Source organism: Bacillus sp. FSL K6-6540 (genome assembly GCF_038007545.1).
Genome location: NZ_JBBOXH010000001.1, coordinates 4,913,391 through 4,926,270, shown reverse-complemented (window position 1 = coordinate 4,926,270; position 12,880 = coordinate 4,913,391). Strand labels below are relative to the sequence as shown.

The window sequence follows — 12,880 nt, the reverse complement described above, 5'->3', positions numbered from 1 at the left end:
ATTACTGGAGGAAACGGCCATGAGTCTGGAACCGATGGAGGCAGCGATACGCGTCATGCAACGAAATTATCCCCACTGCTTGCTTGCCGTACTTGGCGGCAGCGCGAGCAGTGGTGAATATAATGAACATTCCGATCTGGACATCATCATCATTGAACGGGACGGATATGACTTCAGCAGGAAGACGATCGAGGCGCATGGCTGGATCGCGGAAATATTCATATTGTCCTTATCCTCCTATCGCGAATATTTCGACGAGGGAGTGCTGGCGGCGAATCCGTCTTTGCAGCGGATGGTCGCCGAAGGTACGGTGCTGCGTTCGTTGCCTGAGGGAGAAGAGGTGCGGGCGGATGCCCGGAATGATTTGAATTACGGCCCCATGCCCTTGTCGTCGAGCGATATTGCCGAATACCGCTACATCCTGACCGAGTTTTTGCTGGACTTGACAAGTCCCCGCAGGGAAGGCGAAAAATGGTTTACTGTACACAAAATAGCGTCGACTCTATGCGAATTCGTGCTGAGGGCAAACCGGGAGTGGACAGGTGAAGGAAAGATGCTGTTCCGTTTGTTCAACCGCTATAGCCCAGCCTTGGGGGATCGACTGGAGGCAGCGCTTCTGGCGATTTATCGGGAGGACGATCCTGCGGACCTTATTACATTGACGGAGGAAGCGCTCAGCCCGTACGGAGGCAGGCTGCTGGTCGGTTATGAGGAATAAATAAGCCCTGCATAAAAAAAGAGGGGGGACATTAGCCGTGACGCTCGCCCGCCATAAGCAATAAGATAATAACGTGATTAACTCACGTCATTCTTTTAAATCCAGGAGGGATCTTCATGAGCGGAGCATACGGCGGCGCATGGGGCAATTCAGTAGGAACTATATTGGTTCTCTTTATCCTGCTCGTAATCATCTTGAGTGCTTGGGTTTAAACACCTTCAAAATTCTTGCCTGCAATTGATAAAGGCCCGGCGCGTGCCGGGCCTTTATCTGTTGGAAAGGACCTTAAGCTTTGGCTTTGGGGGATGGGCTGTGGGCCGAAACCACCGCGGTCATGACCAGATGGCTGCTGTCGGATTGAATCGCATGTTGGAACGCGTCTTCGAGTGATCCGAACACCCGGGACAACGCCCCGTCCAATCGGCTGGCGTAATGAACGCTTCCACCGAATGTGCCCGCTGCCTTCGCACGATCCACTTCTGCGTAAATGACATCCATGTAATTGGCGCTACCCATCGGGTAAAGCGCGAATTGGCAGGCCGTTTCGATATCGGCGTGTTCCCCGATATCGTGGTTTAAGCGGGTCGAATCCTCATTCATATACGCATCGGCATCCGTATCGCCTGGGCAGCCGATAGAATAAGTACCGTTAAACACAGTGTGCACGCCGCTAGCCGCGGCATGAGCGAATACTGCTCTCGTCACATCAAACACATGCTCCGCACGTCCGCGAATACAAGTGCTTACATCATCTGTTTGGATCCAGACCTTTTCCGAATCCACGGAACGAAGCGCTTCCGTGATCACTTCCACGAACCGATCCGTCATGGGAAATACCGAGAACCGGCAACCCACGATCCGGCTGGTTCCGCATACAAGCTCATTCATAAATTTTTTTCCTCCCCATTGTATAAGTCCACGCAAAAAAACCGCACCCCATGAAGAAGTGCAGTTATGCCTACGCAAAGAAATAAACATAAATGCTACACTTCCCCACGCTAGTATGATCTAGATCGGGTGATAAGGGTTAACGGCGGTCCGCCGTCTCTCAGCACATGGCACCCCTAGTACAGCCAAACATCAAATATGCAGTTGGTATCAAGCCGGCTCCAAGAACTTCTGAAGATCAGAAGGCGAAAGGCCTGCTTCCTGTGTTATTGTATCGCTTTGCCGGCAGGTTTTCAATGGCAGGGCACCATAAAAAAGCCGCCTATTCCAATCCTCAGGGCTTGGGTAGGCGGCTTAGGCCAGCTATGGCTTACTTGTATACCTTCACGCGATCTTCAAGCGGCGCAAATTCTTTTTCGCCCGGATCTGCAACCGGTTTGCCGAAAGGCATTTGAGCGATCAGCTTCCAGTTTTCCGGAATGTTCCATTCGGACTTCACTTTCTCGTCGATCAACGGGTTGTAATGCTGGAGGGATGCGCCCAGGCCTTCTGCCTCGAGGGACGTCCATACCACGAATTGCAGCATGCCGTTGGATTGGTTCGACCAAACCGGGAAATTGTCGGCATACAGCGCGAACTTTTGCTGCAGGTCGGCAACTACGTTATTGTCCTCGAAGAAGAGAACAGTGCCGTATCCAGCGCGGAATGCGCCCATTTTTTCAGCTGTGGATTTGAAAGCCTCTTCGTCTCCGACAACCTCTTTCAGGATGCCTTCGGTCAGGTTCCACAGTTTGTCATGCTGTTCGCCAAGCAGTACAACGACGCGTGCGCTTTGGGAGTTGAAAGAAGACGGAGTATATTTAACGGCTTCGTTAACAATCTCCTGGATGCGTTCGTCGGAAATGACCGGGTCTTTGCTGATGGCATAATGGGAACGGCGATGCTTAAGTGCTGCTGAAAAATCTTTAGACATTGAAAAAAACCTCCTGATGTAATCATGTTTGCATAAGCCTGATAACAAAGATGTCCTTTAATTCAAGCAAATATGCATGTTGAGTTGAATTGCTGTCGTTGAATTATCATTCCACATTAACTTACGTTTAGTTAGAAATAATAATTATGTTAGCATATTAATATAACTTAGAGGGATTGTCAACGCTTCGAAGGAAAGTTAATTTATATTTTTTATACCCGGTTACTGAGAATTAAATCAGCTTCTACATACGTATGTATTTCGGGAACCGCGAATCCAAGCGGCTCAGCCTCGGTGATATAAAGTTTATCTCTGCGAAACTCCATATTATGAACAAATCATGAACAAATGATACTTGGATGAACCAATTAAATGATTTTCATTCTCAATTATACTTGTCGACTGAGAATGAGAATGATATAATCCATATCAGAACGCAATTGATAATCAATCTCAATGAGAATGGTTGGGGAATTGCTGACTGCCGGAGTTTCGACAGACATACGCATAGAAGGAAGAGCCATGAAGATTAGATACTTATTCGCAGCCGTTGTGGTACTCTCCATAATCTCGTTATTTATTGGAGTTAAAGATATCTCGCCACTGGAACTGTTCTCGATGACAGAACAACAACAGCATATTATGCTTGTAAGCCGGATTCCACGGCTTGTCAGCCTCATCTTGGCGGGTGTCAGCATGAGTATCTGTGGATTGATCATGCAGCAGCTCAGCCGCAACAAGTTCGTATCGCCGACGACGGCGGGCACCATGGACTCCGCCAGATTGGGGATCTTGGTTGCCATGCTCGTCTTTACGACAAGCGGCCCGCTTATCAAAATGCTCGTGGCATTCGTATTCGCGCTGGCAGGAACCTTTATCTTCATGAAGATACTGGATCGGATCAAGTTCAAGGACGCGATCTTCATCCCGCTGGTAGGGCTTATGTTCGGTAATATCGTCAGCTCGGTCGCGACCTTCTTTGCCTACAAATATGATCTTATACAGAATATGTCGGCTTGGCTGCAGGGCGATTTCTCCATGATCATGAAGGGCCAATATGAAATGCTGTATCTCAGTATCCCGCTTGTGATTCTGGCTTACCTGTTTGCCAACAAGTTTACGGTAGCCGGAATGGGAGAGGAATTCGCAACCAACCTGGGACTTCATTATCGGCGAGTCGTGAACCTGGGATTGGTCATCGTTGCGCTGGTTACGGCTTCCGTTGTGCTGACCGTCGGCGTGATTCCGTTCCTTGGTCTGATCATACCTAATATTGTCAGTCTGTACTTAGGGGACCACTTGAAAAAAAGCCTTTCGCATACCGCGTTGCTGGGGGCCGGGTTCGTACTGTTCTGTGACATCCTTGGCCGGATCATCATTTATCCCTACGAAATTCCGATTAGTCTGACCGTGGGCGTACTCGGAAGCGGTATATTCATTTTCTTACTGATGAGGAGAAAGGCTTATGACTTATAAAGCCAAACTCGGCCTGTTGGCCGCGGCGGCAATCATCCTGGTGGCAGTCTTTCTGTTCATTGATCTTGGCGGCAATTGGGATTATGCCCTTCCAAGACGAATCAAGAAGGTGCTTGCCATTATTCTGACCGGCGGGGCGATCGCTCTGTCTACCACGGTGTTTCAAACGGTCACGAATAACCGGATACTGACGCCAAGCGTGATGGGATTGGATTCCTTGTATATCCTGATCCAGACGACCGTGATCTTTGTCTTCGGCTCCTTCACGCTGTATAACCTGGGCAGCAATGTTAACTTTTTGATCAATGTCGGCGCGATGATCCTGTTTGCCGGGATCCTATATAAGATTTTGTTTCAGAGGGAAGGAAACAATATTTACTTCCTGCTGCTGATCGGCATGATCTTTGGAACCCTGTTCTCCAGCATGTCTTCCTTTATGGAAGTGCTGATCGATCCGAACGAGTTCCAGTACGTGTCCGACAAGATGTTTGCCAGCTTCAACAATGTGAAGACCGAGCTTCTCATCCTGTCCGTCATTGTCGTTGCGCTGACCCTGCTGTATTTTGCCCGGTTTGCCAAGTACTTGAACGTGCTGTCGCTGGGTCGTGATCAGGCGATCAACCTTGGCGTAAACTATGATTACGTTGTGAAGAGGCTTCTGATCGTTGTCGCGGTTCTCATTTCGGTGGCCACCGCATTGGTAGGACCGATCACGTTCCTTGGACTGCTTGTGGTCAACGTCGCTTATGAATTCATGAAAACATACCGGCATTCACACTTAATCACGGCGTCCATTCTGATTAGCATTATCGCCTTGGTGGGCGGCCAACTGGTGGTAGAGCGGGTGTTTACGTTCTCTACTACGCTAAGCGTCATCATCAACTTCATCGGCGGCGTTTACTTCATATACCTGCTACTAAAGGAGAGTAAAGCATGATCCAGGTTACGAACGTATCGAAAGTCTATGGCGGCAAAAAAGTCGTTGATAACGTGTCGGTTACGATCCCAAAAGGTCAAATTACGTCCTTTATCGGCCCGAACGGTGCCGGTAAGAGTACTTTGCTGTCCATGATTAGCAGACTAACGGGCAAGGACAGCGGTCAAATTACGGTGGACGGCAAAGAGGTCAGCCAATGGAAAAGCGGGGACCTGGCGAAGAAGGTTTCGATCCTGAAGCAATCGAACCATATCAGCCTCCGCCTGACGGTGCGCGAGCTTGTATCCTTCGGGCGTTTTCCATACTCCCAAGGCCGATTGAACGCGGAAGACGAGAAGTTCGTGGATGAAGCCATCTCCTATATGGAGCTTGAGGATATGCAGCATAAATATCTTCATCAGCTCAGCGGCGGTCAGACCCAGCGTGCTTATATCGCGATGGTCATCGCCCAGAACACGGAGTATATCCTGCTGGATGAACCTCTGAACAATCTGGACATGAAACACTCCGTACAGATTATGAAGATTCTCCGTAAGCTTGTCGCCGACCTGAACAAAACGATCGTGATCGTGATTCATGACATCAACTTCGCTTCCTTCTATTCGGATTACATCGTGGCATTGAAGGACGGAGCGATTGAAAGCGAAGGGAAAACCGAGAACATCATTCAGAGCAATGTTCTTCGCGGCATCTACGACATGGACATCGAGATCAAAGAGATTAACGACAATCGGGTGTGCGTATACTACGGTTAATCGACAAGCGGGATTTGAAAATATGATATGGACTTCGGGAGAAGCTGATGAAGCGTGCGAGCTTCACTCCCTGCACAAGGACTAGGCCGCCTTGGTCAAAGGACGGCATGGTTTCCTCTGTCCAAAACGGATTACATATTCAACCATAAATTCAAATATATGTTGAATTATAAAGATTTTATAATATAAAAAAACGGGGTGTTAGGAATGAAAAAATGGTTGGCTTTATTTATGGTAGCAATGTTCACGCTTGTGCTCGCGGCTTGTGGGCAGGACGATAAAACTAGCGGTGCGGGTGGAGGCGACGCTGCGGGAGAAACGCCGCCTGCGTCCGAAGAAATCACGATTACCCATAAGCTGGGTGAAACGCCTGTCAAGAAAAATCCTTCCCGCGTCGTCGTATTCGATTTTGGTATTCTGGATTCCATGGATAAATTGGGCGTTGAGGTTTTGGGCGTTCCGCAAGCGAATATCCCGGCATACCTGTCCAAATTCGAAGACAAGAAATATGAGAATGTGGGCAGCCTGAAAGAGCCTGACTTTGAGAAAATCAACAGCATTGATCCGGATCTGATCATTATTTCCGGCAGACAGCAGGATGCATACGAGGAACTCAGCAAAATTGCCCCGACGATCTTCCTGGGCGTGGACACAAGCAAATACATGGAATCCTTTAAAGAGAACATGAATACGCTGGGTCAAATTTTCGGTAAAGAAGCCGAAGTTGAAAAAGAGCTTGCCACGATCGACGAAAACATCAAGGCATTGAATGAGAAAGCTACTGCAACCGGCAAGAAAGCCCTGATCATTCTGGCGAACGAAGGCAAAATCAGCGCCTACGGCCCAGGCTCCCGTTTCGGCATTCTCCATGACGTGTTCGGTTTCGGTGCCGTCGATCCTAACATTGAAGTCAGCACGCATGGTAAAGATATTTCGAATGAATACATCGTTGAGATGAACCCGGATTATCTCTTTGTTGTGGACCGCGGTGCAGCGGTAGCCACGGGTGAAGGAGAATCAGGCGCTAAAGCGGTTGTCGAGAACGAACTTGTAAACACAACCAATGCCGCGAAAGAGGGCAACATCGTGTATTTGAACCCTGACTTCTGGTATCTGTCCGGCGGCGGATTGACATCCGTATCCGAAATGATCACGGAAGTAGACGCAGCCGTTAAATAGGCGGGCGCTAAGCTATGAATATGGAAGCACTGGAGTTTCTTGACGAAGCTCCGGTGTTTTATTTTTTTGCATTAGGGTAAGTGGATATCGGATAATAGGCTGACAGACCCTAACGTTAAATAGATGTTGGTCAATCATGATATCAAATAATCGCAGCTTAGAAGAATCGATTAGGAGGTCATTCTTATGTTTCAAAATCAAATCTATATCGCCGGAAAATGGATTCAGACCGAGGAGCAGATGGATGTATATAACCCGGCGGACGGCACGGTTATCGGTACCGTATCCAAAGGCGGGAAGAAGGAAGCCCGGCTTGCCGTCGATGCGGCCGCAGATGCTTTTCCGGCATGGTCCCGCAGAACGGCGAACGAGCGGGGAGAGCTGCTGCGCCGCTGGCATGAGCTGATCGCGGAACATACGGACGAATTGGCAAGGATTATGACTACGGAGCAGGGGAAACCGCTGAAGGAAGCGGCGGGCGAGATTCAATATGCCAACAGTTTCGTGGCATGGTACGCGGAAGAAGGCAAGCGAATCTACGGCGAGACCATCCCCGGATCATCCAGCCGCCAGCGCATCATTGTCACGAAGCAGCCTGTTGGCGTCGTTGCCGCCATCACGCCATGGAATTTCCCGGCCTCCATGATTACACGTAAGGTAGCGCCGGCCCTGGCGGCGGGGTGCACCGTGATGATCAAACCATCCGGCGAGACGCCGTTCACGGCGATCAAGCTGGTGGAGCTAGCGGATCAAGCCGGCATTCCAGCCGGGGTCATTAACATCGTAACCGGGTCTTCAAGCGACATTTCCGGCGTGTGGCAAGAGGACAGCCGGGTTAGAAAGCTGTCTTTTACGGGATCCACCGAAGTAGGGAAACAGCTGATGGCCGGCGCGTCGGCCAACGTCAAGAAAATATCGCTGGAGCTTGGCGGGCATGCACCCTTTATCGTGACTGATCAGGCTGACCTGGATCAAGCGGCTGCGGGATTGATTTCTTCCAAGTTCCGCAATGGGGGACAGACCTGCGTATGCGCCAACCGGGTTTATGTTCAAGAAGGGATCGCGGAGAAATTCGCTGCGAAGTTTTCGGAGCTCGTCAAGCAATTGAAGGTGGGCAGCGGTCTGGAGAATGGGGTCGATATCGGTCCCTTGATTAATCGGGAAGCCGTGGATAAAGTCGTACGACAGATCAAGGATGCGAAAGAGAAAGGCGGCATCGTCATGGCAGGCGGTCAAGCCCTGCCCGAGCTCGGCCGCAATTATGTGGAGCCCACGGTCATCATGAACGCTACGGACGACATGGAGTGCATGAACGAGGAGACCTTCGGCCCCCTTGCGCCGATTACCACTTTCGAAACGATAGACGAAGCCGTGCAGCGCGCCAATAACAGTCCGTATGGCTTGGCCGCCTATGTATTTACGCAAAATCTGGGTGAAGCGGTACGCATTGCCGAATCGTTGGATTACGGAATTGTAGGCGTGAATGATCCGGTGCCTTCGACAGCGCAAGCGCCGTTCGGCGGCTTTAAGGAGAGCGGGCTCGGCCGGGAAGGCGGACATTACGGAATGGAGGAGTTCCTGGAGGTAAAATACATTTCGCTTGGATTATAAGAGTGGAACCCGGCATCTTCACGCTCCCAGTGATAGCGCAAGCGGAAACAGGCCTCTGACAGGGAAGCGGCAGCTTACTGCGCTGCATGAACAGAACGAAATTTGTTGTTTAACGAAAAGTAAAAGGGCGTCCTCAAAGTCTGCAGACCGCGAGAACGCCCTTATTGCATTATGGCTGAATCGTTACAGGTTGGCCGGTCTCGGCGGATTCATTGGCGGCAAGCGTTACTTCCAGCGTCTTGAAGCCGTCTTCGTAGGATGCCAGCACCAGGCTCGGGTCATTGCTCCGAATGGCGTCAATAAAGGCATTGGTAAGATTTTTGTAAAAGTCCGTCTTGCTGCGGTACACCACTTCCTTCTCCTTGTCTACGATGGTGAGCGTGGTTCCGTCCAGGACGACCCGGAAATCCCGGCCCATGATCTCGATACCGCTGCGGTGATCGAACTGGATAAACCCGGTTTGCATATGGCCGACGGCTCCGGAATCGAGGACGAATTGGATGGCGCCCACATCCGGAATGTCCAGATCCGGAATGTCGTTGACCAGCAGCAGCTTCATATCGGCATACAGGCGGGTGATGTCGCCGCACAGGTAACGGACCAAGTCCATGGTATGCGTGGATTGCTCAACCAGCTGCCCGCCGGACAATGCCTTTTTGCGCCACCATGGAGTCGGCACAGGCGTTGTGATATAGTGGGCTCGGACCATGCCGATTTTTTTGTCCTTGAGAAAATCCTTGGCGATCGCCACCGTATCCAGGTACCGCAGGCAGTAACCGGAAGCGGCGATGATTCCGCTTTCAGCAATGACTTTGGCTTTGTGGCGAACGGACTCGACGTCCAGCCCCAGCGGCTTCTCCACCATCAGGTGAATGCCCTTGGCAGCTGCCTGCTCTTCAATGTCGCCATGGCAGAACGGCGGGATGCAGACATACAGCACATCGAGCGGCTCCTGCTCCAGCATCGTGCTGCCGTCCGTATAATAGGCCGCACCGTAAAGCTCGGCCTGCTGTTTGGCTAACGCTTCATTCGTATCGCATATCGCGGCCAGCTGGACATGTTCGTTCCCGTGAAGATTTTTAATGTGGACGGCGCCCATGCCGCCCGCTCCCATCACGCCTGCTTTAATCATAGGTTGCTTCACTCCCGATCGTATAAATGTTGGCTCCAAGTTCCGGTAACTCGATTACTCACACGTGATTATAGCCCCGCCATCCATATTATTCAAGCATTCATTTGGGCCCGGATTCACGGATCCGCTATGAGAAAAAGCACAGAAGGCTTCTCGTATACGACGAGAAAACGACTTCTGTGCCGGTTATCAAATCACAGCTCCGACATCGCGATCGTTCCCTTGTCTGCGGACGATCGGTAGGCGGCTACGGCCACGGCCAGCGCTTGAAGCCCGTCCTCGCCGGTAACGGATGCCTCCGCGGCGCCGGAGGAGATGGCATCCACGAAATCCCTGATCAGGCTGGCATCCATGCTGTCACCCCAAGCCTGATGGCGGTATCCGGATTCATCGGTGTATACGTGCAGTTTCTGGCTGGTGGCATTGACGCTGAGGGTCCCGGCGGAACCGACGATTTCCAGGGTGACGTCGCCCCAGGTCGGGAACTCCTTGTTGCGGGACCAGCTGCAATCCAGCGTAGCAAATACGCCATTGTCGAATTCCATGGTCAGGATGCCGCTGTCATCAATCGGAGCTTCCGAGATGAGATGGTCGACCTCGGCGTACACTTCCTTGACCTCGGCACCGGTGATCCAGCGCATAATATCGGCGACGTGCACGGTATGGTCAATGACGGCTCCTCCGCCGGAGAGCTCCGGATCGATGAACCAACCGCCGGGATTGCGTCCGCGGTTGGTTCCCTTCATGGCCAGAATGCGGCCTAGTTTTCCCTCATCGATCATCTGCTTGGCCCGCACGACCGTGGTATTGTAACGCACTGGGAACGCCGTTTGCAGCAGCACGCCGTTTGCTTTGCAGGCATCAATCATGTCCTGTGCATCCTGTATGTTGGTCGAGAGCGGTTTTTCGCAGAGCACATGAACCCCGGCCGCAGCGGCGGCCAGCACGTGCTCCTTATGATGCGCGTTCTCGGACGTCACGATGACGCCGTCCAAGCCTTGATCCAGCAGCTCGCGATAATCCCGATAATAGGCGGTTTCGAAATACTCGGCGTATTTCCGGCCGCGCTCCTCTACAGGGTCGGCAATGCCGGCAAGCTCCACGCCCTCAATTCCGAGAAGGGCTTTGGCATAACTGAACGCATGCATATGCGCAAAGCTGATCACTCCCAATTTCATGGCTTTCTCTCCTTGTTTAGTGATAAGAAAGTATATCCCGCAGAGGCTTGCCCTCCTTATCCAGCAGCAAAATCTGCAGGATGCGGGCTCTCCAGAAAATACATCGATAGCGTTTTTTTCATGTCGAGGCGAGGGTAAGCGCAGCGTCCCCGATAACTACCGGCTCGCCTGCAGCCATGGAGGCTAAAGCGGCAAGTGCGATGCGAAGCGCTTCATATGCGTCTTCGGCGGAAACCAGCGGTTCGCTGCCATCGCGGATGCACGACATAAAGTGTTCCAGTTCCCGGTAATAGGGGCTTCGTTCAAGCGGGCTTTCCGGAACGGAGACGCCGGGAATCGTTGCGGCACTGCTCCGCGATTTGAAGAGAAGCGGGCTGTCCTTGGCACTATCATAGTCAATGATGCCGCTGGTGCCCGCCATCTCCAAATTCATGGAGAAGCCGTCATGGGCCCAGGTGCCCTCCACATGAGCGATGACGCCGCTGCGGAAGCGAAGGGTCACCAGCGAATAATCCAGCTGAGCCTGGAGGCGGCCGTTCAGCCCCTTGGCATAGACGCGCTCAACTTCTCCGAAGCACCAGCGCAGGTAATCAAAATCATGGATCATCGCATCCAGCGTAATGCCGCCGCTCGCTCCAAAATCGCTGTACCAATGGTTCCAGCCGATCGGATAACCGCCGCCGCGGCCTGCCCGGATGACGGCAGGTTTGCCGATGCTGCCTTGATCGAGCAGCGACTTGGCCTTCACGTATTCCGGGAAGAAGCGCAGCACATGACCGACAAACAAGCGTACGCCCTTATCACGGCAGTAGTTGATCATGAATCGCGCGTCTTCTTCGGTTCTTGCCAGCGGTTTCTCGCATATGACATGCTTGCCGATGTCCGCCGCTTTGACAACGTAGTCCTTGTGAAGCGGGGTTGGCAGGCAGACGTCGATGACATCAATCTGCCCTGCACCCAAATCCTCTACCGCCGCTTCGAACGAACGATAGGCGCTTGCTTCATATTCGTCCGCAAGCTGCCTCGCTTTCTCCAGCCGGATATCGGCGATGCCGGCAAGCTTCACTCCCGGCATCGAGGCATAGGCGGCGGTATGGGTTTTTCCCATGGCGCCTGCCCCAATGACTAACACGTGTAACATTTATCGTACACTCCTTTTTTACTTGGTGGGCTGCTGCAGGCATTATCCTTTGATCCCATTCATGGCTATGCCTTCAATGAAATACCGCTGAAGGAAGATGAACAGGATGATGATGGGAAGGGTGGCCATCAAGGCCCCGGCCATCAGCAGCGGATAATCGGTGGAATGCTGCCCCTGGAAGCTGGATATCCCGATCGAAAGGACGCGCATCTCCTCGGAGCTCGTCATAATGAGCGGCCACAGCAGATCGTTCCATGAGGCTAAGATGGTGAAAATCGCCAGCGAGACGAGTGCGGCCTTGGATAACGGCAAGTAGATATTCCAGTAAATTCGGAAATAACTGCAGCCGTCGATTTTGGCGGCTTCCTCCAGATCCTTCGGCAGCGTCATGAAGAACTGTCTTAGCAAGAACGTGCCGAAGGCGCTGAATATGCCGGGTACGATGAGCACGTAAAACGTGTCGAGCCAGTTGAACTCTCGCATGATGACAAAGCTCGGAATCATAACGACTTGGGAAGGTACCATCAATACGGCCAGGAGGGCGAGAAAAATGGCATTCTTGAACGGGAACCTCAAGCTGGCGAAAGCATAGGCTGCCAGCGAGCACAGAATGAGCTGGCCCGCGGTGCGACCCACCGTCACGATGACGGTGTTCAAATAATAAGTGCCGAAATCAATGGTTTGGATGACACGAAGGTAGTTGTCCGGATGCCATTCCACAGGCAGCCATTTCGGCGGAACGGACATGGAGTCGGCAAAGGACTTGAAGGATGTCGAGATCATCCACAGAAACGGCATGATCATGAGCAGCGCCCCGACGGCTAACAGGATGTGTACCGCCAGGCGGCTTGCTTTTTCAGCTTGGGTTGAAGTAGTCACGTCTACGCACCTC

General features: G+C 51.9%; 13 protein-coding genes and 1 riboswitch. Of the genes, 7 read left to right on the top strand and 6 right to left on the bottom strand.

The genetic code is table 11. The features are described from left to right. Window positions 1–19: 19 nt before the first annotated feature. Together MHH82_RS21770 and MHH82_RS21765 are read left to right on the top strand one after the other, a co-directional pair. A complete protein-coding gene (locus MHH82_RS21770; protein WP_340967830.1) occupies window positions 20–718 on the top strand; it encodes a nucleotidyltransferase domain-containing protein in 699 nt (232 codons plus the stop codon). A 116-nt stretch (window positions 719–834) separates the two neighbouring features. Next, window positions 835–930 carry a hypothetical protein gene (locus MHH82_RS21765; RefSeq protein WP_015736424.1) on the top strand — a complete coding sequence of 32 codons (96 nt, stop codon included), beginning with the start codon at window positions 835–837 and terminating at the stop codon, window positions 928–930. A 73-nt stretch (window positions 931–1,003) separates the two neighbouring features. Here the strand turns inward: MHH82_RS21765 and MHH82_RS21760 are convergent, their stop codons facing one another. Together MHH82_RS21760 and MHH82_RS21755 are read right to left on the bottom strand one after the other, a co-directional pair. Continuing rightward, window positions 1,004–1,606 carry a YkoF family thiamine/hydroxymethylpyrimidine-binding protein gene (locus tag MHH82_RS21760; RefSeq protein WP_036664048.1) on the bottom strand — a complete coding sequence of 201 codons (603 nt, stop codon included), beginning with the start codon at window positions 1,604–1,606 and terminating at the stop codon, window positions 1,004–1,006. Window positions 1,607–1,691: 85 nt separating this feature from the next. After that, window positions 1,692–1,794, bottom strand: a riboswitch (TPP riboswitch). A gap of 182 nt (window positions 1,795–1,976) precedes the next feature. Beyond that, window positions 1,977–2,579 (bottom strand): nitroreductase family protein, encoded by a 603-nt coding sequence (locus MHH82_RS21755; RefSeq protein WP_009589776.1) that lies wholly within the window; start codon window positions 2,577–2,579, stop codon window positions 1,977–1,979. Window positions 2,580–3,101: 522 nt separating this feature from the next. On the opposite strand from MHH82_RS21755, the gene MHH82_RS21750 reads away from it, so the two are divergent. From MHH82_RS21750 to MHH82_RS21730, 5 genes are all read left to right on the top strand, one after another. Continuing rightward, entirely contained in the window at window positions 3,102–4,055 is a 954-nt protein-coding gene (locus MHH82_RS21750) for an ABC transporter permease (RefSeq protein WP_015736422.1), read from the top strand. After that, a complete protein-coding gene (locus MHH82_RS21745) occupies window positions 4,045–4,992 on the top strand; it encodes an iron chelate uptake ABC transporter family permease subunit (protein WP_340967828.1) in 948 nt (315 codons plus the stop codon). The genes MHH82_RS21750 and MHH82_RS21745 overlap by 11 nt, the downstream gene beginning before the upstream one ends. Further along, on the top strand, window positions 4,989–5,747 hold the full coding sequence (locus MHH82_RS21740) for an iron ABC transporter ATP-binding protein (RefSeq protein WP_145037534.1): 759 nt from the start codon (window positions 4,989–4,991) through the stop codon (window positions 5,745–5,747). Before MHH82_RS21745 ends, MHH82_RS21740 begins: the two co-directional genes overlap by 4 nt. 207 nt (window positions 5,748–5,954) lie before the next feature. Continuing rightward, a complete protein-coding gene (locus MHH82_RS21735) occupies window positions 5,955–6,926 on the top strand; it encodes a siderophore ABC transporter substrate-binding protein (protein WP_145037536.1) in 972 nt (323 codons plus the stop codon). Window positions 6,927–7,112: 186 nt separating this feature from the next. Continuing rightward, a complete protein-coding gene (locus tag MHH82_RS21730) occupies window positions 7,113–8,537 on the top strand; it encodes an NAD-dependent succinate-semialdehyde dehydrogenase (RefSeq protein ID WP_340967827.1) in 1,425 nt (474 codons plus the stop codon). A 169-nt stretch (window positions 8,538–8,706) separates the two neighbouring features. Here the strand turns inward: MHH82_RS21730 and MHH82_RS21725 are convergent, their stop codons facing one another. The 4 genes from MHH82_RS21725 to MHH82_RS21710 form a co-directional block, all read right to left on the bottom strand. Continuing rightward, window positions 8,707–9,669, bottom strand: coding sequence for a Gfo/Idh/MocA family protein (locus tag MHH82_RS21725; RefSeq protein WP_251497380.1), 963 nt, complete (start codon window positions 9,667–9,669; stop codon window positions 8,707–8,709). 194 nt (window positions 9,670–9,863) lie between these two features. After that, window positions 9,864–10,847 (bottom strand): Gfo/Idh/MocA family protein, encoded by a 984-nt coding sequence (locus MHH82_RS21720; protein WP_036664029.1) that lies wholly within the window; start codon window positions 10,845–10,847, stop codon window positions 9,864–9,866. Between the two features lie 118 nt (window positions 10,848–10,965). Continuing rightward, the gene (locus MHH82_RS21715; protein WP_036664028.1) at window positions 10,966–11,988 is read right to left on the bottom strand and encodes a Gfo/Idh/MocA family protein; all 1,023 of its coding nucleotides are present in this window, start codon (window positions 11,986–11,988) and stop codon (window positions 10,966–10,968) included. A 42-nt stretch (window positions 11,989–12,030) separates the two neighbouring features. Next, the gene (locus MHH82_RS21710) at window positions 12,031–12,867 is read right to left on the bottom strand and encodes a carbohydrate ABC transporter permease (protein ID WP_009589889.1); all 837 of its coding nucleotides are present in this window, start codon (window positions 12,865–12,867) and stop codon (window positions 12,031–12,033) included. Window positions 12,868–12,880: the final 13 nt, after the last annotated feature.

Coding starts and splice junctions, on each gene's coding strand:
- MHH82_RS21770 (WP_340967830.1), top strand. CDS start 20: ATGAGTCTGGAACCGATGGAGGCAGCGATACGCGTCATGCAACGAAAT.
- MHH82_RS21765 (WP_015736424.1), top strand. CDS start 835: ATGAGCGGAGCATACGGCGGCGCATGGGGCAATTCAGTAGGAACTATA.
- MHH82_RS21760 (WP_036664048.1), bottom strand. CDS start 1,606: ATGAATGAGCTTGTATGCGGAACCAGCCGGATCGTGGGTTGCCGGTTC.
- MHH82_RS21755 (WP_009589776.1), bottom strand. CDS start 2,579: ATGTCTAAAGATTTTTCAGCAGCACTTAAGCATCGCCGTTCCCATTAT.
- MHH82_RS21750 (WP_015736422.1), top strand. CDS start 3,102: ATGAAGATTAGATACTTATTCGCAGCCGTTGTGGTACTCTCCATAATC.
- MHH82_RS21745 (WP_340967828.1), top strand. CDS start 4,045: ATGACTTATAAAGCCAAACTCGGCCTGTTGGCCGCGGCGGCAATCATC.
- MHH82_RS21740 (WP_145037534.1), top strand. CDS start 4,989: ATGATCCAGGTTACGAACGTATCGAAAGTCTATGGCGGCAAAAAAGTC.
- MHH82_RS21735 (WP_145037536.1), top strand. CDS start 5,955: ATGAAAAAATGGTTGGCTTTATTTATGGTAGCAATGTTCACGCTTGTG.
- MHH82_RS21730 (WP_340967827.1), top strand. CDS start 7,113: ATGTTTCAAAATCAAATCTATATCGCCGGAAAATGGATTCAGACCGAG.
- MHH82_RS21725 (WP_251497380.1), bottom strand. CDS start 9,669: ATGATTAAAGCAGGCGTGATGGGAGCGGGCGGCATGGGCGCCGTCCAC.
- MHH82_RS21720 (WP_036664029.1), bottom strand. CDS start 10,847: ATGAAATTGGGAGTGATCAGCTTTGCGCATATGCATGCGTTCAGTTAT.
- MHH82_RS21715 (WP_036664028.1), bottom strand. CDS start 11,988: ATGTTACACGTGTTAGTCATTGGGGCAGGCGCCATGGGAAAAACCCAT.